The following is a 21481-nucleotide window of genomic DNA, read 5'->3' on the forward strand; positions in this document are numbered from 1 at the left end:
TGCAGAAGGTTCGTCAGCCGGCCGTCGACGGCTCGACGAGATCGAGGATCGAGCCGTCGCGCTTGAGCGTCGCGAGCACGATGCTCGAATTGATCGACATCACGCCCGTCGCGCGGTGCAGCCGGTTGATCACGAAGTCCGAGTAGTGGTCGAGGTCGCGCGCCCGCACCGTCAGCACGTAGTTCGAGCCGCCCGTCACGATCTGCGCGGCGATGACTTCCGGCCACTGCTGGATCGCCTCCACGAACCGGTCGTGCCACTCGGGCACGTCCGGCCGCATCGACACGTGCACGAGCGCCTCGAATGCGACGCCGACCTTCTTCGGCTCGATCGTGCAGCGGTAGCCCGCAATGGCGCCGCGTTCCTCGAGCAGCTTCACGCGCCGCAGGCACGCCGACGGCGACAGCGCGACCGCGTTCGCGAGGTCCTGATTGCTGATGCGTCCGTCCCGCTCGAGGTGCCGGAGGATCCGCATGTCGGTTCGATCCAGAGTCATTTCGCAGAATCCCGTTATTTTTGAGATTACAAGCGCAGACTCTACTGCAGTTGACGAGATTCGTCATCGAAAAGTGAAGCTCATTCTATTTCGTCCTCGCTAACATGCGCCCCATGCCTTGACCGCACGGCCTGACGCGCTGTCACGCTGCCGGCCGAATCGCCGCCTTCAACTCCTACCGTCATTCCGCCATGTACGAACACATTCCCGCCTATCCGGGCGACCCGATCCTGTCGCTGTTCCAGGCGTTCCAGCAGGATGCCCACCCGCACAAGGTCAACCTCAGCATCGGCCTCTACTACGACGACGCGGGTCGCATCCCCGTGCTGGAGAGCACGCGCCTTGCGGCCGAGCGCCTGCGCGAAGCCGGCGCGCCGCACACGTATCTGCCGATGGAAGGGCTCGCCGCGTATCGGCAGGGCGTGCAGCGCCTGGTGTTCGGCGCCGACTGCGCGGCGCTCGCGCAAGGGCGCATCGCGACGCTGCAGACGCTCGGCGGCTCGGGCGCGCTGCGGCTCGGCGCGGAGTTCGTGAAGCGCTATTTCCCCGACAGCGCGATCTGGATCAGCGATCCGACGTGGGACAACCATCGCGTGATCTTCTCGGCGGCCGGCCTCGACGTGCACACGTATCCGTACTACGACGAAGCGCGCAACGACCTGCGCGTCGACGCGATGCTCACGGCGCTCGACGCGCTGCCCGCGCGCAGCATCGTGCTGCTGCAGCCGTGCTGCCACAATCCGACGGGCCTCGACCTCGGCCGCGACGCGTGGCGCGCGGTGATCGACGTGCTCGTGCGCCGCGGGCTGATTCCGTTTCTCGACATGGCGTACCAGGGCTTCGGCGACGGTCTCGACGACGACGCATGGGCCGTGCGCGCGATCGTCGAAGCGGGGCTGCCGGCGATCGTCAGCAACTCGTTCTCGAAGAACTTCTCGCTGTACGGCGAGCGCGTCGGCGGGCTGTCGATCGTCTGCGCGAGCGCGGGCGAAGCGGCGACGGTGCTGAGCCAGTTGCAGGCCGGCGTGCGCCGCACCTACTCGAGCCCGCCGCTGTTCGGCGCGCAGCTCGTGTCGGCCGTGCTGAACGACGACGTCCTGCGTGCGTGCTGGGAAGACGAGGTGGCCCAGGTGCGCACGCGCATCAAGCGCATGCGCGGCGCGCTGAAGGCGCGGCTCGACGCGCGCCTGCCGGTGCCCGCGTTGGATGCGCTCGTCACGCAGCGCGGCATGTTCAGCTACACCGGCATCGCCGCGACCGACGTGGACCGGCTGCGCGCGTCGCACGGCGTCTACCTGCTGCGCTCGGGCCGCATGTGCATCGCGGGCCTGAACGATGCGAACGTCGACCACGTCGCGAACGCGATCGCCGACGTGCTCGGCGGCGCGTCGCGCCAGGCCGCCTGAGCGGCCGATCCCGAACCGAAGGAGGACACGATGGCAGATACGATCCCGGTCGACTTGCCGCAGCTCGCGCAACCGTTCTCGTGGGCGACCCGCGCGGGCGGGCTGATGTTTACCGGCCACGGGCCGGTAGACGCGTCCGGCGCGATTGTCGGCGACACGATGGCCGAGCAGGCGCGCATCACGCTCGGCAATCTCGCGAAGGCCGTCGCGGCGGCCGGCGCGACGATGGACGACGTCGCGCAGGTGCTCGTCTACCTGTCCGACGTGAAGGCGATGCCGGAATTCGACGCCGAATACCGGCGCCACTTCCGCGAACCGTACCCGAACCGCACGTGCGTGGGCGTGCAGGGCTTCGCGCACCCGGCCATGCGCGTCGAACTCGTCGCGTACGTCGCGCTGCCGGCGGCACGCGGCTAGCCGGCGCACGGCTGCGCGCGCATTGCAGCACCCACGATTACCGACACCCCCCAACCAGCACCAACACACATCAAGAAACGAGACAAGGATGGAGACGAAGATGAGGAGCATCAGTCGATTCGCACTGCCGACGATGGCGGGCCTGCTCGCCGCGAGCGGCGCGATGGCGCAGAGCAGCGTGACGTTGTACGGCATCGTCGACCAGAGCATTCGCTACACGACCCATGCGAACGCGTCGAACGACGCGAGCGTGCAGATGACCAACGGCGCGATCACCAACAGCCGCTGGGGCCTGAAGGGCAGCGAAGCGCTCGGCGGCGGGCTGCAGGCGATCTTCCGGCTCGAGAGCGGCTTCGAGCCGCAGAACGGGCAGCTCGACGGCGCGCTGTTCGGCCGCTACGCCTATGTCGGCCTGGCGAGCGACTGGGGCACCGTGAAGCTCGGCCGGCAGGCGACCGAGGCGTTCAACCTGTTCGGCGATCTCGATCCGCTGACGGTCGGCAACTACACGGCCAACATGTGGCCGTACTTCCTGACCCAGGGCCGCGCGAGCAACGTGGTCAGCTACGACGGCACGTTCGGCGGGCTGAACGTCGGCGCGAGCTACGGTTTCGGCGGCGTCGCGGGCAGCCTCGGCGCGAATGCGTACTGGGGCACGCACGTGTCGTACACGCTCGGCGGGCTGATGGTCGGCGCGACCTACCAGCAGGTGCGCGACCTGAACAGCCGTGCGCAGCAGGCATGGGGCGCGGGCGCACGCTACGCGTTCGGCGCGGCGACGCTGTACGCGGGCTATCTGGGCGGCATCGACCGCACGGGCTCGCTCGACCAGCAGCTGCTGAACGCGTCGGGCCGCGACGTGACCTACGGTTCGTTCGCCGACAACCCGCGTCGCGACGCGATCTTCTATACCGGCGCGAGCGTGAAGGTCACGCCGGCGGTATCGGTGACGGGCGTCGCGTACTACGACGACATCCGCAACGTCAACGGCATCGCGGGTAACGGCGGGAAGCGCTATACGGGCGTGCTCGAGGCCGAGTACGCGCTGTCGAAGGCGACGCAGGTCTACGCGACGGTCGACTACAACCGGGTGACCGGCGGCGCGTTCACCGAAATGCCCGGACGCGGCAACCAGACGGGCATCGCGGCCGGCTTGCGCCACCTGTTCTGAGCACGCGGCGCGCGGTGGCCGGTGCGGTCCGGCACCGGTCCGTGCGCCGTCGACGTTTCGACCGGACACACGTTTTCGAACGAGGTCATTCGATGCAACCAGAAGGGCAATTCCAGCACATCGCGGCGCGCGAGCAGGGTCTGCGCCGCACGCTTTCCGCACGGCAGATGGCGATGATCGCGATCGGCGGTGCGATCGGCACCGGTCTCTTTCTCGGCAGCGGGTTCGCGATCGGCTTCGCGGGCCCGAGCGTGCTCGTCAGCTACGCGATCGGCGCGTTCATCTCGCTGCTGCTGATGGGCTGTCTCGCGGAGATGACGGTCGCGCACCCGACCTCCGGGTCGTTCGGCGCATACGCCGAACATTACGTAAGCCCGTGGGCCGGGTTCCTCGTGCGCTATGCGTACTGGGCGTGCATCGTGCTCGCGGTCGGCACCGAAGTCACCGCGATCGCGCTGTACATGAAGTACTGGTTCCCGGGCGTGCCGGGCTGGCTGTGGATCGTCGGCTTCTCGGCGCTGCTCGTGTTCGTCAACGCGCGCAGCGTCGACGTGTTCGGCGCGGTCGAATACGGCTTCTCGGTCGTGAAGATCGCGGCGATCGTCGGCTTCATCGTGCTCGGCGCGTATGTCGTGTTCGGCAATCCGGCGCTGGTCGGCGACGGCGCGGCCCGCGCGGGCTTCCATCATTACACCGGTCACGGCGGCTTCTTTCCGAAGGGCATGTGGGGGATGTGGGTCGCGGTGATCGTGTCGATCTTCAGCTACCTGAGCATCGAGATGATCGCGGTCGCGGCGGGCGAGGCGGAAGATCCCGAGCACGCGGTGACGCGCGCGTTCCGCTCGACGATCGTGCGGCTCGTGCTGTTCTACCTCGTCACGCTCGCGCTGATGCTCGCGATCGTGCCGTGGACGGCGGCGGGGCGCGACGAGAGCCCGTTCGTGAAGGTGATGGAGGCGATCCACCTGCCGGGCGCGGCCGGGTTGATCAACTTCGTCGTGCTGATCGCCGCGCTGTCCGCGATGAACAGCCAGCTCTACATCACGACGCGGATGATGTTCAGCCTGTCGCGCGCGGGTTACGCGCCGAAGGCGCTCGGCGAGGTGAACGGGCGCGGCGTGCCGTTCGGCGCGCTGCTGCTGTCGACGCTCGGCATCGCGCTCGCGACGATCCTGAGCGTGCTGTATCCGGATGCGTCGTTCACGATCATGATGGCGGTGTCGATGTTCGGCGCGCTGTTTACGTGGATGATGATCTTCGTCACGCACTACTGCTTCCGGCGGCGTCGCGCGGCGCTCGGCCTGCCGGCGCCCGCGTTCCGGATGCGCGGCTTTCCGCTGCTGACGCTGCTCGGCGCGGCGCTGATGCTCGCGGTGATGGTGACGACCTACTTCACGGCCGAATTCCACATGACGCTGATTTTCGGCATTCCGTTCCTGGTCGCGCTGTCCGTCGTGTATGCGGTGTGGTACCGGCGCGCGCAGCCGGTGCTGCAGCCGGAAGCGAAGTAACGGAGCAGGGCCGGTGCGAAATACCGGTGCGAAATACCGGCGCGCCGGCTCAGCCCGCGAGCGCGGGCAGTGCGTCGATCGACGCGCGCACGTAGTCGGCGAAGCGCAGCGCGACCGGTTCGGCGGTGCCGCTGCGCTTCAGCTCCAGCGTGCGCGATTCGAGCGACGCATCCTTCAGCGGCCGGAACGCGAGCCGGTCGCTCTTCACCTGCTGCAGCACGCGCGGCACCAGCGCGATGCCCATTCCGAACTCGATCATCGACAGGATCGTCTGCCACAGCCGCGCCTCGTGACGGATCAGCGGGCTGAATCCCGCGTTCACGCATTGCGCGATGATCAGGTCGTGATAGTGCGGCGCCGCGTCGCGCGGAAACAGGATGAACGGTTCCGCGGCCAGCGCGGCGAGCGCGACCTGCCGGCGCCGCGCGAGCGGGTGCGCGGCCGGCAGGCAGCACACGAACGGTTCCGCGTAGACGGGCGCCGATTCGACCTCGGGCGGGCAGTGGCCCCAGTGCGAGTAGCCGAGATCGATCTGGCCGCGCTGGATCGCCTGCACCTGCGCCTGCGTGTTCATCTCGCTCAGCACGATCTCGACGCCCGGGTAGTCGGCCTCGAAGCGCCGCACCGCATCGGGCAGCCCGCGATACAGCATCGAATGGACGAAGCCGATCCGCAGCCGGCCCGCGAGACCGGACGCCGAGCGCACGGTGAGACGCTCGGCCTCGGCCGCCTGCAGCAGCAGCCGGCGCGCCTCGCCGAGCAGCACCGCGCCCGCGTTGGTCAGCGCGACCGTCTTGTTGGTGCGTGAAAAGAGCCGCACGCCGAGCGCGTCCTCGAACTTGCGGATGTCGAAGCTGAGCGCCGGTTGCGAGATGAACAGGCGCTTCGCCGCGCGCCCGAAATGCAGTTCCTCGGCGACCGCCACGAAGTAGCGCAACTGCCTCAGTTCCATGCTGTCTCCTCTCCGCATCGGCATCGATAAGCGCTATCTATCGTACCGGATAAATCCTGTATTGGACGCTTATCGATCGCACGCCTACGCTCTGCTGAACGCCTGGCATCAGCCGCCGCGCCGCCCGCCGCGCGGGCGCCGGCCGGCAGCCGGGCCACCATGGAGACGCATGCATGAACGACACCGCTTGCACGCCGGACACCGGCGCAGCCAACAACATCCCCGATAGCCGGGGCATCAATTTCTTCACGGCCGATCCCGATCTCGGCGCGTTGCTGAAGCTGCATCTCGGCGCGACCCAATACGCTCGACTCGAACCGCAGCTGCACGCGCTCGGCGCGCGCGTGTCGGGCGAACTCGACGCATGGGCGTCGCGCGCGGACAAGCATCCGCCCGTGCTCGAGCACCGCAACCGGCGCGGTGAAGCAGTGCAGCGGATCGACAAGGATCCCGCGTATGTCGCGCTCGAACGCGTCGCCTACTCGGAGCTCGGGCTCGCGTCGCTGAGCCACCAGCCCGAGGCGGTCGCGCCGCTCGTCAAGTACGCGCTGACGTTCCTGTTCGTGCAGGCCGAATTCGGACTGTGCTGCCCGGTCAGCATGACCGATTCGCTGACGCGCACGCTGCGCCGTTTCGGCGACCCGGCGCTGGTCGAGCACTACCTGCCGAGGCTCGCGTCGCGCGATTTCGACACCCTGTTCCAGGGCGCGATGTTCATGACCGAGCAGGCGGCCGGTTCCGACGTCGCGCGCATCGCGACGCGCGCGGTGCGCGAAACGGACGAGCAGGGCGGGGCGGTATGGCGCCTGTACGGCGACAAGTGGTTCTGCTCGAACGCGGACGCCGACCTGGCGATGGTGCTGGCGCGACCCGACGGTGCGCCGGACGGCATCAAGGGCCTCGCGCTGTTCCTGCTGCCGAAGACGCTGCCGGACGGCACGCGCAACCGCTACCGGATCGTGCGGCTGAAGGACAAGCTCGGCAGCCGTTCGATGGCGAGCGGCGAGATCGCGCTCGAAGGCGCACAGGCCTGGCTGATCGGCGAGATCGGCCGCGGCTTTCACCAGATGGCCGACATGATCAACATGTCGCGGTTGTCGAACGGCGTGCGCGCGGCGGGGCTGATGCGGCGTGCGCTGAACGAGTCGCTGCACGTGGTTGCGCACCGCGCCGCGTTCGGCCGCAAGCTGATCGAGATGCCGCTGATGCAGCGCCAGCTGATGAAGATGCTGCTGCCCGCCGAGGCCGCGCGCGCGATGTTCATGCAGATCGCGCTGCTGTTGCCGCGGGCGGATGCGGGCGACGAGCAGGCGGCGCGCTGCGTGCGCATCCTGACACCGCTGATCAAGTTCCGCGCGTGCCGCGACGCGCGTCGCGTGACGGGCGACGCGATGGAGGTGCGCGGCGGCATCGGCTACATCGAGGAATGGAGCGATGCGCGCCTCGTGCGCGACGCGCATCTCGGCTCGATCTGGGAAGGCACCAGCAACATCGTCGCGCTCGACGTCGCGCGCGCCGCGCAGCGCGAGCAGGCGCTCGACGCGCTGCGCACGTTCCTCGGCGACCGGCTCGGCGCGGCGCCGCTGCCCGACGCGAGCCGCGCGGCGCTGCGGCGCATTCTCGCGCGCGCATGCGATGCGCTCGCGCGGGTCGCGGCGGAAGGCGACGACACGCGCGTGCGGCAGGCCGCGTCGGCGCTGTACTACGCGAGCGCGGCCGTGCTGATGGCGTGCGAGGGCGCGCAGCTCGCGCCCGATTACCGGCGCCTCGCGCTCGCGCACCTGATCGTGCGCCACAAGCTGCTGCCGGTCGACCCGCTCGCGCCGGCGTCGCGCGACGATGAAGCAGCGGCGTTCGATGCGCTGCTGCGCGGCACGCCGGTGCCGCTCGACATGGCGCTCGACCTGCTGCCGGAGGTCGAACGATGAAGGCGACGGAAGCGACGGAAGCGACGAAAGCGACGGAAGCGACGAAAGTGAAGGAAGCGACGCGTGGCGCACTCGACGGCCTGAAAGTCGTCGACCTGAGCCGAGTGCTCGGCGGCCCGTACTGCACGCAGGCGCTTGCCGACCACGGCGCGACGGTGGTCAAGATCGAGCCGCCGGCTGGCGACGAGACGCGCGGCTGGGGGCCGCCGTTCCTCGGCGACACCGCGTGGTACTTCATGGGCGTGAACCGCAACAAGGAGGGGCTCGCGCTCGACCTGTCCCGCGACGAAGGGCGCGCGATCCTGTGGCGCCTGCTCGAAGACGCCGACGTGCTCGTCGAGAACTTCAAGCCCGGCACGCTCGCGCGCTGGGGAATGGACTACGCGCGCGACCTGCGGCCGCGTTTCCCGCGCCTGATCCACTGCGCGGTGACGGGTTTCGGCGAGGACGGTCCGCTCGGCGGGCTGCCCGGCTACGACGCGGTGATCCAGGCGATGGCCGGACTGATGAGCGTCAACGGCGAGCGCGACGGTGACGCGATGCGGATCGGCTTGCCGATCGTCGACATGGTCACCGGCCTCAACGCACTTGCCGGCATTCTTCTCGCGCTCGCGGAGCGCGAGCAGAGCGGGCAGGGCCAGTCGATCGACATCTCACTGTACGACTGCGGCGTGTCGCTGCTGCATCCGCACCTGCCGAATTTCTTCGGCTCGGGGCGCGTGCCCGAACGCAGCGGCAACGCGCATCCGAACATCGCGCCGTACGACAGCTATCGCACGGCGACGGTGCCGATCTTCCTCGCGGTGGGCAACGACCGGCAGTTCGCACGTCTCGTCGCGCATCTCGGCGCGCCGGCGCTCGCGGGCGATCCGCGCTTCGTCGACAACCGCAGCCGCTGCGCGCACCGGCCCGAACTGAAGGCCGAGCTCGAGGCACGGCTCGCGGCGTATCCGTGTGAGCCGCTGGCGCGCGACCTGATGGCGGCGGGCGTGCCGTGCGGGCCGGTGCGCACGGTGGCCGACGTCGCGCGCGACCCGCATGCGCTGCACCGCGAGCTGTTCGTCGAGATCGGCGCGTATCGCGGCACCGCATCGCCGGTGAAGCTGTCGCGCACGCCGGCGACCTATCGTTCGCCGCCGCCCGCGCTCGGCCGCGATACGCGCGCGGTGCTCGACCGTCTCGGTGTCGATCCCGCGCTCCGGCAGCAATTGCTCGACGCCGGCGTGCTGAAGGTCGCGCCGGACCAGACGTGAGCGTCCCCGGCCGACGAGTCGCAAGGAAAGGCAGCGCAATGTAAAGCAACACCGCCAGCCGGCGGCGCAAGGCCGGCCACCCGGCAAGGCGCGCGACAGTCGTGCCGCCGATCACAAACATGGAGACATCGATGAGCCGTCCGCAATCCCCGTCCGCCGCGCAGCCGCGGCCCGGCCGCGCCGCCCTCGCGGCGTTCGTCGGCACCACGATCGAGTGGTACGACTTCTACATCTACGGCACCGCCGCCGCGCTCGTGTTCGGCAAGGTGTTCTTTTCGAGCACGATGGATCCCGGCGTCGCGACGCTGCTCGCGTTCGTCACGTTCTGGGCCGGCTTCGCCGCGCGGCCGCTCGGCGGAATCGTGTTCGGGCATCTCGGCGATCGCGTCGGCCGCAAGACCGCGCTCGTGATCACGCTGGTGATGATGGGGCTTGCGACGACCGGCATCGGCCTGTTGCCCGGCTATGCGTCGATCGGCGTGTGGGCGCCCGCGGGCCTCGTGGTGCTGCGCGTGCTGCAGGGCATCGCGGTCGGCGGCGAGTGGGGCGGCGCGGTGCTGATCGCGAGCGAGAACGCGCCGAAGCACCGCAGCATCCTGTACGCGGCATTCGCGCAGCAGGGTTCGCCCACCGGCAACCTGCTCGCAACTGCTGCATTCTTCGCGCTGAGCGCGCTGCCGACGCCGTCGTTCCTGATGTGGGGCTGGCGCGTTCCGTTCCTGCTGTCGGCGGTGCTCGTGATCATCGGGATGGTGATCCGGCTGCGGCTCGAGGAGTCGATCGACATGCAGCGCGTGCTCGCGCGCAAGCGCACGGTGAAGCTGCCGCTGCGCGACGTCGTGCGCGACCACTGGCCCGTCGTGCTGCTCGCGGCCGGCACGCTGCCGGTGATCAACGTCACGTACTTCCGCAGCACGTTCGCGCTGTCGTGGGCGACCAGGGAGCTCGGCTATGCGCAGGGTACCTTCCTCGGCATCCTGTCGATCTCGCTCGTCGTGCAGTTCCTGATGCAGCCGCTCGGCGCGTGGATCGTGTCGAAGGCCGACATGCGGCGCGCGATGTGCTGGATCCTGATTCCGGAGATCGTGCTGATGCCGGTGATGTTCCATGCGCTGGCGACGCGCTCGTACTGGGTCGCCGTCGCGGGGATGTGCATCTCGACGATCCCGTCGGCGATGTTCTACGGCGCGGTCGGCGGCGTGCTCGCGCGGGTGTTTCCGGCCAACATCCGCTATACGGGGCTGTCGCTCGCGTACCAGCTGAGCGCGCTCGTCGTCGGCGGCGGCACGCCGGTGCTCGCGCAGGCGATCCTGAACGCGACCGGCAGCATCGTCGGCGTCGCGATCGCGTCGGGGCTGTACGCGCTCGTGTCGCTCGGGTGCATGCTCGCGTTGCTGAATCGCACCGGCTACCGCGCGGACGAACTGTCGACGGCCGAGCGCAGCGACGCGGCCGAGTGGGGCGCCGAAAGCGCGAGCGCCGACAGTCCGGCCGGCGAGGCCGCGCAGCCGGGCGAGCGCGGCACGTTGAAACCGGCTGGGTGAGGCGGGCAGGCGCGACTGGCCGACTCGGCGGCATCGTATGCGCCGGCCGGATCGCATCGGCTTGATTCCGTCTCCCCAAAAGCAAACGGCACCGTGCGAAACACGGTGCCGTTTGCTTGCCCTCGCTTCGCGCGCGGCCGGCACGGCCGGCCTCGCGCGATTCGCGGTGCTTAGCCTTCCGTCGGCGGCACGTAGCCGGACGCCTGGTCCGCGCCGTCGCCGAAGAAGTACTTCTCGGTCTGCTTCATCAGGTACTGGCGCGCGCGCGGGTCGGCCATGTTCAGGCGGTTCTCGTTGATCAGCATCGTCTGCTGCTTGAGCCAGCCTTGCCACGCTTCCTTCGACACGCTTTCGTAAATGCGCTTGCCGAGTTCGCCCGGCAGCGGCGGGAAATCGAGACCTTCGGCTTCCTTGCCGAGCTTCGCGCATTGGATCATTCGAGCCATCGTGTACTTCTCCTGTAATCGGTCTGGGGGAGGGCAGTCGTGCCTGCGCTCAGAGCTGCTTCATCAGCACGAGCGACTTGCGCTGCCAGTTATAGAGTTTGCGGCGGTCTTCCGGCAGGTCGTCGACGCTGACCTTGACGAAGCCGCGCTTGAGGAACCAGTGCTCGGTGCGCGTCGTGAGCACGAAGATGTGCGTGAGGCCGCGCGCGCGGGCGCGCTGCTCGATGCGCTTGAGCAGGCGTTCGCCGTCGCCCGAGCCCTGCGCTTCCGGCGCGACCGTCAGGCACGCCATCTCGCCGATCTTTTCCTGCTGGTACGGATACAGCGCCGCGCAGCCGAACAGCACGCCATCGTGCTCGATCACCGAGAAGTGGTCGATATCGCGTTCGATCTGGTGGCGGCCGCGCCGCACCAGCGTGCCGTCCGACTCGAGCGGCTCGATCAGCGACAGGATGCCGCCGACGTCGTCCGGCGTCGCCTCGCGCAGGCTCTCGAGGTTCTCGTACGAGATCATCGTGCCGACGCCGTCGTGCAGGAACAGCTCGAGCAGCATGCTGCCGTCGAGCGACTGCGGAATCAGGTGGGCCCGGGTCACGCCGCCGCGGCATGCGCGGATCGAGTGCTTCAGGAAGAACGCATCGTCGCCCTGGACGTTGCCGGAATCGAGCAGCTCGGCGGCCGCGTCGAGCGACATTTCGCGGACCAGCTCGCCTTCGTCGTCGACGATGCCGGGCGCTTCGGTCAGGAAGATGATCTTGTCGGCGCGCAGCGCGATCGCGGCGGCCGATGCGACGTCTTCCATCGACAGGTTGAACGCCTCGCCGGTCGGTGAGAAGCCGAGCGGCGACAGCAGCACGAGCTTGCGGCTCGCGAGCGAATGACGGATCGATTCGGCGTCGATCTTGCGCACGATGCCCGTGTGCGCGAAATCGACCCCGTCGAGAATCCCCACCGGCCGTGCGGTCACGAAGTTGCCGGACACGACGCTGATGTGCGCGTGCGCCATCGGCGAGTTCGGCAGACCCTGGCTGATCGCGGCCTCGATGTCGAGACGCACTTCGCCGGCCGCTTCCTTCGCGGATTCGAGCGCGCGCGCATCGGTGATGCGCAGCCCGTGCGAAAACTCGGATTCGACACCATGCAGGCTCAGCTGCTCCTCGACCTGCGGCCGCGAGCCGTGCACCAGCACGATCTGGATGCCCATCGCCTGCAGCAGCGCGATGTCGGACACGAGCGCGTTCAGCAGCCCCTGCTGCACCACCTCGCCGCCGAACCCCACGACGAACGTGCTGTTGCGGAACTTGTGGATATAGGGCGCGACGGAGCGCATCCAGTCGACGAACTGCGCGTGGCTGGCGGCCGAATCGTCGGCGGCCGGCGGCGTCGCGGCGCCGGTCTGGGCGGGAGGGAGGTCGGTTTGGGAATTCATGGGCGGGATTATAATGCGCCCCCATGTCGAATGTACCTAAAAGTCCCGCGCCGACGCGGGCCAAAGCGCCGTCGGCGAAGCACCCGGATGGTGCGGCCGATGCGCGTCAGCAGCACGGCCAGCCTCCGCGCGAGCAGCAGCAACAGCAGGCGGGCCAGCCGTCGCGCGGGCCGCGCGGGCCGCACGGCGACGAGCGCCGCCGCGAGGCGGGCCAGCCGGCCGCGAAGGGCGCGCCCCCGGCCACCGGCGAGCGCGCGCCGCGCCGCGAACGTCCGCCGCGCGCGGCCGTCGCGCCGAATCCCGTTCCGCCGATCACCTACCCCGAAAGCCTGCCCGTGTCGGGCAAGCGCGACGAAATCGCGCGCGCGATCGCCGGTCACCAGGTTGTCATCGTCTGCGGCGAAACGGGTTCGGGCAAGACCACCCAGCTGCCGAAGATCTGTCTCGATCTCGGCCGCGGCCTCGGCGCCGGCGGCACGGGCCTGATCGGCCATACGCAGCCGCGGCGCCTGGCCGCGTCGTCGACCGGCCGGCGCATTGCCGAGGAGCTCGGCACGCCGTTCGGCGAGGTGGTCGGCTACAAGGTGCGCTTCACCGACAATCTCGCGCCGGGCGCGTCCGTCAAGCTGATGACGGACGGCATCCTGCTCGCCGAGACGCAGACCGACCCGCTGCTGAAGGCGTACGACACGCTGATCATCGACGAGGCGCACGAGCGCAGCCTGAACATCGACTTCCTGCTCGGCTACCTGAAGGAGATCCTGCCGCGGCGGCCCGACCTGAAGCTGATCGTCACGTCCGCGACGATCGACGCCGACCGCTTCGCGCGCCATTTCGGCACTGACGCGCGCCCGGCGCCCGTGATCGAGGTGAGCGGGCGCCTGTATCCGGTCGAGATGCGCTACCGGCCGGTGGCCGAGGATCGCCCTGCGGTAAAGAACGCCGAGGGCACGGGCGGCCGCGATCGCGTGAAGACCGCGCGCGAGGCCGAACGCGACCTGATGGACGCGATCGTCGACGCGGTCGACGAACAGTGTCGCGAAGGCCCCGGCGACGTGCTGGTGTTCCTGCCCGGCGAGCGCGAGATCCGCGAGGCGGCCGAGGCGCTGCGCAAGCATCATCCGCCGCATACCGAGATCCTGCCGCTGTTCGCGCGGCTGTCGGCGGCCGACCAGGACAAGGTATTCAAGGCATCGAACGCACGCCGCATCGTGCTCGCGACCAACGTGGCCGAGACGTCGTTGACGGTGCCGGGCATCCGCTACGTCGTCGACACCGGTCTCGCGCGCGTGAAGCGCTATTCGTACCGGAACAAGGTCGAGCAGCTGCAGGTCGAGTCGATCTCGCAGGCCGCCGCGAACCAGCGTGCGGGCCGCTGCGGCCGGGTGGCCGACGGCGTCTGCATCCGCTTGTACGAGGAAAGCGACTACCAGGCGCGTGCGCGCTTCACCGATCCGGAAATCCTGCGCTCGTCGCTCGCGTCGGTGATTCTGCGGATGAAATCGCTGCACCTGACGGCGATCGAATCGTTCCCGTTCCTCGAGCCGCCGCCCGGCCGCGCGATCGCGGACGGCTACCAGCTGCTCAACGAACTCGGCGCGGTCGACGACGACAACGCGCTGACGCCGCTCGGCCGCGAACTCGCGCGGCTGCCGCTCGATCCGCGCGTCGGCCGGATGATTCTCGCCGCGCGCGACCAGCAGTCGCTGCGCGAGGTGCTGATCATCGCGAGTGCGCTGTCCGTGCAGGACCCGCGCGACCGTCCGATCGAAGCGCAGGAGCAGGCTGACCAGGCGCACCGCCGGTTCGCCGACGAACGCTCCGAATTCCTGCAGTGGCTGAAGATCTGGGCGTGGTTCGAAGAGGCCGTCGCGCACAAGAAGTCGAACCGCCAGCTGATCGACGCGTGCCGGCAGAACTTCCTGTCGCACCTGCGGCTGCGCGAATGGCGCGACGTCCATTCGCAGCTGCTGACGGTCGTGCGCGAGCACGGCTGGCGGCTCAACGAGGTCGAGGCGACCTACGAGCAGGTCCATCTGGCCCTGTTGACGGGCCTGCTCGGCAACCTCGGCATGAAGGCCGACGACGATCCGCACTATCTCGGCGCGCGCGGGATCAAGTTCTACCTGTGGCCGGGCTCCGCGCTCGCGAAGAAGGCCGGCCGCTGGGTGATGGCGGCCGAGCTCGTCGAGACGAGCCGGCTGTATGCGCGCTGTCTCGCGAAGATCGAGCCGGAGTGGGTCGAGAAGATCGGCGCGCACCTGCTGAAGAAATCGCTGTCGGAGCCGCATTGGGAAAAGCGTCCCGCGCAGGTCAGCGCGTTCGAGCGCGCGACGCTGTACGGGCTGCCGATCTACCACCGCCGGCGCGTCGCGTTCGGCCAACAGGACCCGGCGCGTGCGCGCGAGCTGTTCATTCGCGGCGCGCTGGTCGAAGGCGAATTCGACACCAGGCTGCCGTTCTTCGCGCACAACCGCAAGCTGCTCGCCGACATCGAGCAGCTCGAGCACAAGTCGCGCCGGCAGGACGTGCTGGTCGACGACGAGCTGATCTACGCGTACTACGATCAGGCGATTCCGGAGGGCATCTACACGGGCGTCGCGTTCGAGCGCTGGTATCGCGACGAGGCGAGGAAGGGCGGCCAGGCGGAGGACAAGCAGCGCCTGCTGTACCTGTCGCGCGACGACCTGATGCGCCACGAGGCGGCCGGCGTGACGACCGAGCTGTTCCCGAAGCGCGCGACGATGGCCGGCGTCGAGATGGCGCTCACGTACCATTTCGAGCCCGGCACGCCGCGCGACGGCGTGACGCTCGCGGTGCCGCTCTATGCGCTGAACCAGGTCGACGCGCGCCGCTGCGAATGGCTCGTGCCGGGGATGCTGAAGGAAAAGGTGCAGCTGCTGCTGAAGTCGCTGCCGCAGAAGCTGCGCCGGCATTGCGTGCCGCTGCCCGAGTACGCGGCCGGCTTCGTCGAGCGGACGGGCCGCGAGCGCTTCGGCGCGGGCGGCCTCGTCGAGGCGCTGATCGCCGACGTGCGCGGCGAGACGCAGGTCGCGATGAAGACGGCCGACTTCAAGCTCGAGACGCTGCCCGCGCACCTGTTCATGAATTTCAAGGTGATCGACGAGCACGGCCGCCAGCTCGCGATGGGGCGCAATCTCGCGCAGCTGCGCCAGGAGCTCGGCGCGCAGGCGCAGCAGCAGTTCCAGAAGATCGCGGCGGCATCGACGATCGCGCCCGGCGGCGAGGCGGGCGGGGGCGACGCGGACGACCTGCCGGCGCCCGCTGCCGCGCCGGGTTCGGCGGCGAAGGGCGGCAAGCCGGGCAAGGGCGCGGAGCCGCGCACGGCCGTCCCGGCGGAAGCCGGCGCGACCGCGCTGTACGAGAACCTGACGACGTGGAACTTCGGCAAGCTCCCCGAGCTGCTGGAGATCCGCCGTCGCGGCCAGACGCTGTACGGCTATCCGGCGCTCGTCGATCGCGGCACGCATTGCGACGTCGAGGTGTTCGACTCGCCGGAGGAGGCCGCGCGGATCCACCGGGCCGGCTTGCGGCGGCTGTTCGCGCTGCAATTGAAGGAACCGATCAAGTTCCTCGAGAAGAACCTGCCGGGGCTGCGCGAGATGGCGATGCAGTACATGTCGCTCGGCACGCAGGACGAGCTGCGCGACCAGCTGATCGACACGGCGCTCGACCGCGCGTGCCTGCAGGATCCGCTGCCGGACGACGACGCGAGCTTCCATGCGCGTCGCGACGAGGGCCGGAGCCGCCTGAACCTGCTCGCGCAGGAGATCGCGCGGCTCGTCGGGCAGATCCTCGCCGAGTACGCGGGTCTGGCGAAAAAGCTCGCGCAGGCGAAGCCGTTCGCGCAGGCCCATGCGGATCTCCAGCAGCAACTCGCCGCGCTGGTCGGGAAGCGCTTCGTGATCGACACCCCTTATGTGCAGCTGGCGCACTTCCCGCGCTACCTGAAGGGCGTCGCGCTGCGGATCGACAAGCTGAAGGCCGACCCGGCACGCGACGCGAAGCAGTCCGGCGAGCTGCTGCCGCTCGCCCAGCAGTACCAGCGTGCGGTGTCGCAGCGCGGCGGCGTCGCCGACCCGCGGCTCGCGGAATTCCGCTGGCTGCTGGAGGAACTGCGAATTTCGCTGTTCGCGCAGGAACTGCGCACGCCGATGCCTGTCTCTGTCAAGCGTCTGCACAAGGTCTGGGAGTCGATGCAGCGCTAGCGCAACGGCGGTGGTCCGGGCCCGCACCGGCGGCCGGCCCGGCCGGCCGCGCGGCGCCTGCCGCGGCGGGCCGCACGGCGGCCGCGGCGTGCGTCGAAGTGGCGCAATGCCGATTCCCGTCAACCGGCGGGGCCGGTTGGGCGTTTTACAATGACTGCTGTTCCACGACGTGAGTCTTCATGCGCACTTTCCTTTCCTTCGGCCGCACGCTTGCGTTGGCCGCCGCCGTGCTGGCGCCCGCCGCACACGCGAATAACGTGATCGTCCTCAATTCGGCCGAAGCAACGCTTTCCCTGATCGACCAGCAGACCCGCCAGGTCGTCGGCACGATGCCGACCGGCAAGGAGCCGCACCACCTGATGGCGACGCCGGACAATTCGTCGCTGATCGTCGCGAATTCGGTCTCGAACAGCCTGATGTTCGTCGATCCGAAGACGGGCAAGCTGCAGCGCACGGTCGAAGGCATCGAGGATCCGTACCAGCTCGGCTTCTCGCCCGACAGCAAGTGGTTCGTGTCGACGGGGCTGCGCCTCGACCGGCTCGACATCTACAGCTACGACGGCCGCGACCTGCATCTTGCGAAGCGCTTGCCGCTCGCGGTGATGCCGAGCCACATCGCGTTCACGAAGGACAGCAAGACCGTGCTCGTGTCGCTGCAGGTGTCCGGCGAGATCGCGGCGGTCGACCTCGCGACGCAGACGGTCAAGTGGAAGATGCCGGTCGGCAAGGTGCCGGCGGGCCTGTGGATGACGCCGGACGACAAATACCTGCTGGTCGGCATGACGGGCGCCGATTACATCGCGGTCGTCGACTGGCGCAATCAGAAGGTCGTGAAGGCGATCCAGACCGGCAAGGGCGCGCACAACTTCCGCTCGCTCGCCGACGGCACGCACGTCGCGATCACGAATCGGGTCGCGAACACGATCAGCATCATCGACGAGATCACCCTCACCAAGGTCGGCGACATCACCGGCCTGCTGCCGGGCCCCGACGACATGGAGCTGTCCGCCGACAAGAAGACGCTGTGGGTGACGTTCCGCTTCGCGAAGAAGGTCGGGATCATCGACCTGGCGTCGCGCAAGCTGGTGCAGACGATCGCCGTTGGCCGTTCGCCGCACGGGATCTACTTCTACGACCGCGCGCCGTGGAAGGCTGCGAACGGCGCGTGACGGGCGGAGGCGAACGATGCTGCACCTGATCGATGCGTTCGTGTCGGATATCCAGACCTGGCTGTACGTCGACGTCGTGCAGCCGCTCCTCTTCAAGTTCAACCTGATGGACTATGACGAGGACACCTACGACGCGCTGTACTGGGTGATCATCGGCGCGCTCCAAATGGTGCTGATGTTCGCGCTGCTGCGCCCGCTCGAGGCGCTCGCGCCCGTCGAGCGCTGGAAGAACCGCCGCGCGGTGCGGGTCGACGTGATCTACACGGCGATCTCGAAGCTCGGCATCTACGCGCTGTTCTTCTTCTTCGCGCTGCAGCCGGTGTTCGACAACTTCCAGGCGTGGCTGCGGCTGCACGGCGTCGCGAACGTCAACCTCGACTATCTGTGGCCGGGCGTGACTTCGAAGCCGATCGTCGCGTTCGCGATCTACCTCGTCGTGCTCGACTTCGCCGGCTACTGGTATCACCGCTGGCAGCACAAGTTCGGCATCTGGTGGGAGCTGCACGCAGTCCATCACAGCCAGCGGCAGATGTCGCTGTGGTGCGACGATCGCAACCACCTGCTCGACGACGTGCTGCAATCGTGTTTCTTCGCGGCGATCGCGCTCGTGATCGGCGTGACGCCGTCGCAGTTCGTCGTGCTGACCGCGGTCACGAATTTCGTGCAGAGCATCCAGCATACGAATGCGCGGCTGTCGTTCGGCTGGCTCGGCGAGCGCCTGCTCGTGAGCCCGATCTTCCACCGGCGCCACCACGCGGTCGGCTACGGCCACGAAGGCACCAAGTACGGCTGCAACTTCGGCGTGCTGTTCCCGTGGTGGGACATGATGTTCGGCACCGCGTCGTGGAACCGCACGGTCGAGCCGACCGGCATCCGCGAGCAGGTCGAAGGCGTGTCCTACGGCGACGGCTTCTGGGCGCAGCACGGCCTCGCGTTCGTGCGGATCTTCCGGCGCCTCGTGCCCGCGAAGCGCGGCGCGGCGTCCGCCTGACCGAGTCACTTTCCCGTTGAACGGCTTTCCCGCACGGCCCGCATGCGCTTTGGCGCGTGCGGGCCGTGTGGTTTATCCTTTCCCCGTTTTTCCTCGTCGATACAGGTTCGCATGAACGACTTGCTGCGCTCTTTCGTCCGGGCCTTCGCCAGCGCGCTGCACCCGCGCATGCTGTGGCTCACCCTGATGCCGTTCGTCGTCTCGGCGCTGCTGTGGGGCGTCCTGCTGTGGTTCTCGTGGCAGACGCTGATCGATGCCGCGCGCGGCGCGCTCGACGGCTTCATGCTGACCGCCGCGCTGTACCGCGTGTTCGACGCGATCGGGATGTCGCAGCTGCATGCGGTCGTCGCGCCGTTCGTCGTCGTGTCGCTCGCGATCCCGCTGATCGTGCTGACCGTGCTGCTCCTGATCGCGACGATCTCGATGCCGGTCGTGATCAAGCACCTGTCGAACCGGCAGTTCGCCGCGCTGGAGGCGAAGCGGGGCGGCACGTTCTTCGGCAGCGTGTTCAATTCGCTCGGCGCGGCGATCGTGGGCGTCGTGCTGCTCGTCGTCACGATCCCGCTGTGGCTGATTCCGCCGTTCTTCGCGCTGCTGCCGCCCGTGATCTGGGGCTGGCTCACGTACCGCGTGATGACCTACGACGCGCTCGCGCAGCACGCGAGCCGCGACGAGCGCCGCGCGCTGGTACGGCAGCATCGCTGGCCGCTGATCGGCATCGGCGTCGCGACCGGGCTGCTCGGCACCGTGCCGACCTTCGTGTGGGTGTCGTCGGTCTGGATGATGGTGCTGTTTCCGTTCGTGGCGGCGGCCATGATCTGGGTTTACGCTTTCATCCTCGTCTTCTCGGCGCTGTGGTTCGGGCACTATTGCCTGCGCGCGCTGGACGACCTGCGCGCGAGTTCGCGCGCCACCGCAATCGACATGGGGCAGGCATGAGCATCGGCATCATCATCATCGGCGACGAAATCCTTTCGGGCCGCCGACAGGACAAGCATCTGGCGAAGGTCATCGAGCTGCTCGGCGCGCGTGGCCTCGCGCTCGACTGGGCCGAATACGTCGGCGACGATCCGGCGCGGATCACCGCGACGCTCGCGCGCGCAATTGCTTCCGGCGACATCGTGTTCTCCACCGGCGGGATCGGCGCGACGCCGGACGACCACACGCGCCAGTGCGCGGCCGCCGCGCTGGGCGTGCCGCTCGCGCTGCATCCGGAAGCGAAGGCGCTGATCTCGGAGCGCATCCGCGAGACGCACACCGATCCGGCGAAGCCGGTCGACTTCGAGTCGCCGGAAAACCAGCACCGCTTCAACATGGGCGTGTTCCCGGCGGGCGCGACGATCATCCCGAACGGCTATAACCGGATTCCCGGTTTCTCGGTCGGCGATCTCCATTTCGTGCCGGGCTTCCCGGTGATGGCGTGGCCGATGATCGAATGGGTGCTCGACACGCAGTACCAGCATCTCCATCACGCGACGCCGCACGCGGAGCGTTCGCTGTACGTGTTCGAACTGCCGGAGTCGACGCTCACGCCGCTGATGGAGAAGATCGAGCGCGATTTCCCGGGCGTGCGCGTGTTCAGCCTGCCGAGCGTCGGCGATGCCGAGCGCGGCGGGATCTACGCGCGCCGGCATATCGACCTCGGCGTGAAGGGCGAGCCGGAGGCGGTCGCGGCCGCGTTCGTGAAGCTGCGCGAAGGCGTGCACCTGCTCGGCGGCGACGTGGTCGAACCGGACGCGCCGCGCGCCTGAGGGTCGCGCATCGATCGCGCACCGGCCGCAGAACGGCCGCACAAAAACCACGGGCCGCGCAATGCGGCCCGTCATCGGGATGTCATCGCCCGGCTCGACGATGTGTCGGTCGGGCGTGCCTGGGCGGATGCGCCGTCAGGCGCCGATCCACGGCAGTTTCCGGAAGCACCAGCCGTCGACCGTCTTGCGGTGGCCTTCGGCATCCTTGCCGCCCTCGAAGCCTTCGAGCAGATCGAAGGCCTTCGTGAAGCCGGCCTGCGTCGACGCGACCGCCGCAAGCTTCGAGCGCGCGGCGCTGCGGCACAGGAACAGGACGGGTGTGTCGGCCGGCAGCGCCGCTTTCAGTTGGTCGACGAATTCGGCGTTCGGCACGCCACCCGGATAGCGCGTCCATTCGAGGTGCAGGTACTGGCCGTCGCCGACAAGCGGGCGGCCGATCCAGTCGAGCTCGGCGCGGGTGCGCACGTCGACGAGGCGTGCCGACGGGTCGAGCTGCAGCAGTTCGAAGGCCTCGACCGGCAGCAGTGCGCCGGCATAGTTGAGCGCGCCTTGGGCGCGGCGTTCTTCGGCCTTCGCGTAAAGCTGGTCGAGCGTACTCATGGCAGGAGGTCTCCGTATCGGTCAAATGATCATTCTAGCGCGGCACCGCCGCGCGGATGTCCGCGTGCCCTGCGACGCATGCACCGCCCACGCGCTCACCAAAAAAGTGCAGAATGGCACGCATGCACCAGAATGAATCCATCGTTCCGGCGCATCCTGCCGATTGCACCATCGCAGTGCGGTCGGGC

17 protein-coding genes are annotated in these 21481 nt (G+C 68.7%); 12 read left to right on the top strand and 5 right to left on the bottom strand.

Translation table 11 applies throughout. The features are described from left to right. Positions 1-13 precede the first annotated feature (13 nt). The gene (locus U5771_RS16045; RefSeq protein ID WP_322024884.1) at positions 14-496 is read right to left on the bottom strand and encodes an Lrp/AsnC family transcriptional regulator; all 483 of its coding nucleotides are present in this window, start codon (positions 494-496) and stop codon (positions 14-16) included. Positions 497-687: 191 nt separating this feature from the next. On the opposite strand from U5771_RS16045, the gene U5771_RS16050 reads away from it, so the two are divergent. The 4 genes from U5771_RS16050 to U5771_RS16065 all read left to right on the top strand — a co-directional run bounded on the left by U5771_RS16050 (position 688) and on the right by U5771_RS16065 (position 5001). Continuing rightward, positions 688-1902: an amino acid aminotransferase gene (locus U5771_RS16050; protein ID WP_322024885.1), complete on the top strand. Its 1215-nt coding sequence runs from the start codon at positions 688-690 to the stop codon at positions 1900-1902. A 30-nt stretch (positions 1903-1932) separates the two neighbouring features. Then, on the top strand, positions 1933-2319 hold the full coding sequence (locus U5771_RS16055; protein WP_322024886.1) for a RidA family protein: 387 nt from the start codon (positions 1933-1935) through the stop codon (positions 2317-2319). Between the two features lie 100 nt (positions 2320-2419). Continuing rightward, positions 2420-3490, top strand: a complete 1071-nt coding sequence (locus tag U5771_RS16060; protein WP_415859407.1) for a porin — start codon at positions 2420-2422, stop codon at positions 3488-3490. 92 nt (positions 3491-3582) lie between these two features. Further along, complete coding sequence (locus U5771_RS16065) at positions 3583-5001, top strand: amino acid permease (protein WP_322024887.1); 1419 nt, start codon at positions 3583-3585, stop codon at positions 4999-5001. A 49-nt stretch (positions 5002-5050) separates the two neighbouring features. Here U5771_RS16065 and U5771_RS16070 read toward each other — a convergent pair whose 3' ends face one another. Next, positions 5051-5953, bottom strand: a complete 903-nt coding sequence (locus U5771_RS16070) for a LysR family transcriptional regulator (RefSeq protein ID WP_322024888.1) — start codon at positions 5951-5953, stop codon at positions 5051-5053. A 173-nt stretch (positions 5954-6126) separates the two neighbouring features. Here U5771_RS16070 and U5771_RS16075 point away from each other — a divergent pair, with 173 nt between their 5' ends. From U5771_RS16075 to U5771_RS16085, 3 genes are all read left to right on the top strand, one after another. Further along, the gene (locus U5771_RS16075; RefSeq protein ID WP_322024889.1) at positions 6127-7881 is read left to right on the top strand and encodes an acyl-CoA dehydrogenase family protein; all 1755 of its coding nucleotides are present in this window, start codon (positions 6127-6129) and stop codon (positions 7879-7881) included. Then, positions 7878-9134: a CoA transferase gene (locus tag U5771_RS16080; RefSeq protein WP_322024890.1), complete on the top strand. Its 1257-nt coding sequence runs from the start codon at positions 7878-7880 to the stop codon at positions 9132-9134. The genes U5771_RS16075 and U5771_RS16080 overlap by 4 nt, the downstream gene beginning before the upstream one ends. Positions 9135-9265: 131 nt before the next feature. Continuing rightward, positions 9266-10678 carry an MFS transporter gene (locus U5771_RS16085; RefSeq protein WP_322024891.1) on the top strand — a complete coding sequence of 471 codons (1413 nt, stop codon included), beginning with the start codon at positions 9266-9268 and terminating at the stop codon, positions 10676-10678. A 170-nt stretch (positions 10679-10848) separates the two neighbouring features. Here U5771_RS16085 and U5771_RS16090 read toward each other — a convergent pair whose 3' ends face one another. Both U5771_RS16090 and argA read right to left on the bottom strand, forming a co-directional pair. After that, positions 10849-11124 carry an oxidative damage protection protein gene (locus U5771_RS16090; RefSeq protein WP_006478357.1) on the bottom strand — a complete coding sequence of 92 codons (276 nt, stop codon included), beginning with the start codon at positions 11122-11124 and terminating at the stop codon, positions 10849-10851. Positions 11125-11173: 49 nt separating this feature from the next. Further along, on the bottom strand, positions 11174-12553 hold the full coding sequence (gene argA, locus U5771_RS16095; protein WP_014896599.1) for an amino-acid N-acetyltransferase: 1380 nt from the start codon (positions 12551-12553) through the stop codon (positions 11174-11176). Positions 12554-12576: 23 nt separating this feature from the next. Here argA and hrpA point away from each other — a divergent pair, with 23 nt between their 5' ends. The 5 genes from hrpA (at position 12577) to U5771_RS16120 (ending at position 20693) form a co-directional block, all read left to right on the top strand. Beyond that, positions 12577-16782, top strand: a complete 4206-nt coding sequence (hrpA, locus tag U5771_RS16100; RefSeq protein ID WP_322024892.1) for an ATP-dependent RNA helicase HrpA — start codon at positions 12577-12579, stop codon at positions 16780-16782. Positions 16783-16961: 179 nt separating this feature from the next. Then, positions 16962-17951, top strand: a complete 990-nt coding sequence (locus tag U5771_RS16105) for a beta-propeller fold lactonase family protein (protein ID WP_322024893.1) — start codon at positions 16962-16964, stop codon at positions 17949-17951. Between the two features lie 16 nt (positions 17952-17967). Continuing rightward, complete coding sequence (locus U5771_RS16110; RefSeq protein WP_322024894.1) at positions 17968-18942, top strand: sterol desaturase family protein; 975 nt, start codon at positions 17968-17970, stop codon at positions 18940-18942. Positions 18943-19053: 111 nt separating this feature from the next. Further along, positions 19054-19881 carry an EI24 domain-containing protein gene (locus U5771_RS16115; protein ID WP_322024895.1) on the top strand — a complete coding sequence of 276 codons (828 nt, stop codon included), beginning with the start codon at positions 19054-19056 and terminating at the stop codon, positions 19879-19881. After that, the gene (locus U5771_RS16120) at positions 19878-20693 is read left to right on the top strand and encodes a competence/damage-inducible protein A (RefSeq protein ID WP_322024896.1); all 816 of its coding nucleotides are present in this window, start codon (positions 19878-19880) and stop codon (positions 20691-20693) included. The genes U5771_RS16115 and U5771_RS16120 overlap by 4 nt, the downstream gene beginning before the upstream one ends. Positions 20694-20828: 135 nt before the next feature. On the opposite strand, the gene U5771_RS16125 is transcribed toward U5771_RS16120, so the two are convergent. Further along, entirely contained in the window at positions 20829-21293 is a 465-nt protein-coding gene (locus tag U5771_RS16125) for a rhodanese-like domain-containing protein (protein ID WP_322024897.1), read from the bottom strand. Positions 21294-21481: the final 188 nt, after the last annotated feature.

Origin of the sequence: Burkholderia sp. BCC1977, assembly GCF_905339595.1 — a bacterium.
Lineage (GTDB): Bacteria > Pseudomonadota > Gammaproteobacteria > Burkholderiales > Burkholderiaceae > Burkholderia.

Coding starts and splice junctions, on each gene's coding strand:
- U5771_RS16115 (WP_322024895.1), top strand. CDS start 19,054: ATGAACGACTTGCTGCGCTCTTTCGTCCGGGCCTTCGCCAGCGCGCTG.
- hrpA (WP_322024892.1), top strand. CDS start 12,577: ATGTCGAATGTACCTAAAAGTCCCGCGCCGACGCGGGCCAAAGCGCCG.
- U5771_RS16085 (WP_322024891.1), top strand. CDS start 9,266: ATGAGCCGTCCGCAATCCCCGTCCGCCGCGCAGCCGCGGCCCGGCCGC.
- U5771_RS16120 (WP_322024896.1), top strand. CDS start 19,878: ATGAGCATCGGCATCATCATCATCGGCGACGAAATCCTTTCGGGCCGC.
- U5771_RS16045 (WP_322024884.1), bottom strand. CDS start 496: ATGACTCTGGATCGAACCGACATGCGGATCCTCCGGCACCTCGAGCGG.
- U5771_RS16075 (WP_322024889.1), top strand. CDS start 6,127: ATGAACGACACCGCTTGCACGCCGGACACCGGCGCAGCCAACAACATC.
- U5771_RS16125 (WP_322024897.1), bottom strand. CDS start 21,293: ATGAGTACGCTCGACCAGCTTTACGCGAAGGCCGAAGAACGCCGCGCC.
- U5771_RS16105 (WP_322024893.1), top strand. CDS start 16,962: ATGCGCACTTTCCTTTCCTTCGGCCGCACGCTTGCGTTGGCCGCCGCC.
- U5771_RS16110 (WP_322024894.1), top strand. CDS start 17,968: ATGCTGCACCTGATCGATGCGTTCGTGTCGGATATCCAGACCTGGCTG.
- U5771_RS16065 (WP_322024887.1), top strand. CDS start 3,583: ATGCAACCAGAAGGGCAATTCCAGCACATCGCGGCGCGCGAGCAGGGT.
- U5771_RS16080 (WP_322024890.1), top strand. CDS start 7,878: ATGAAGGCGACGGAAGCGACGGAAGCGACGAAAGCGACGGAAGCGACG.
- argA (WP_014896599.1), bottom strand. CDS start 12,553: ATGAATTCCCAAACCGACCTCCCTCCCGCCCAGACCGGCGCCGCGACG.
- U5771_RS16090 (WP_006478357.1), bottom strand. CDS start 11,124: ATGGCTCGAATGATCCAATGCGCGAAGCTCGGCAAGGAAGCCGAAGGT.
- U5771_RS16070 (WP_322024888.1), bottom strand. CDS start 5,953: ATGGAACTGAGGCAGTTGCGCTACTTCGTGGCGGTCGCCGAGGAACTG.
- U5771_RS16060 (WP_415859407.1), top strand. CDS start 2,420: ATGAGGAGCATCAGTCGATTCGCACTGCCGACGATGGCGGGCCTGCTC.
- U5771_RS16050 (WP_322024885.1), top strand. CDS start 688: ATGTACGAACACATTCCCGCCTATCCGGGCGACCCGATCCTGTCGCTG.
- U5771_RS16055 (WP_322024886.1), top strand. CDS start 1,933: ATGGCAGATACGATCCCGGTCGACTTGCCGCAGCTCGCGCAACCGTTC.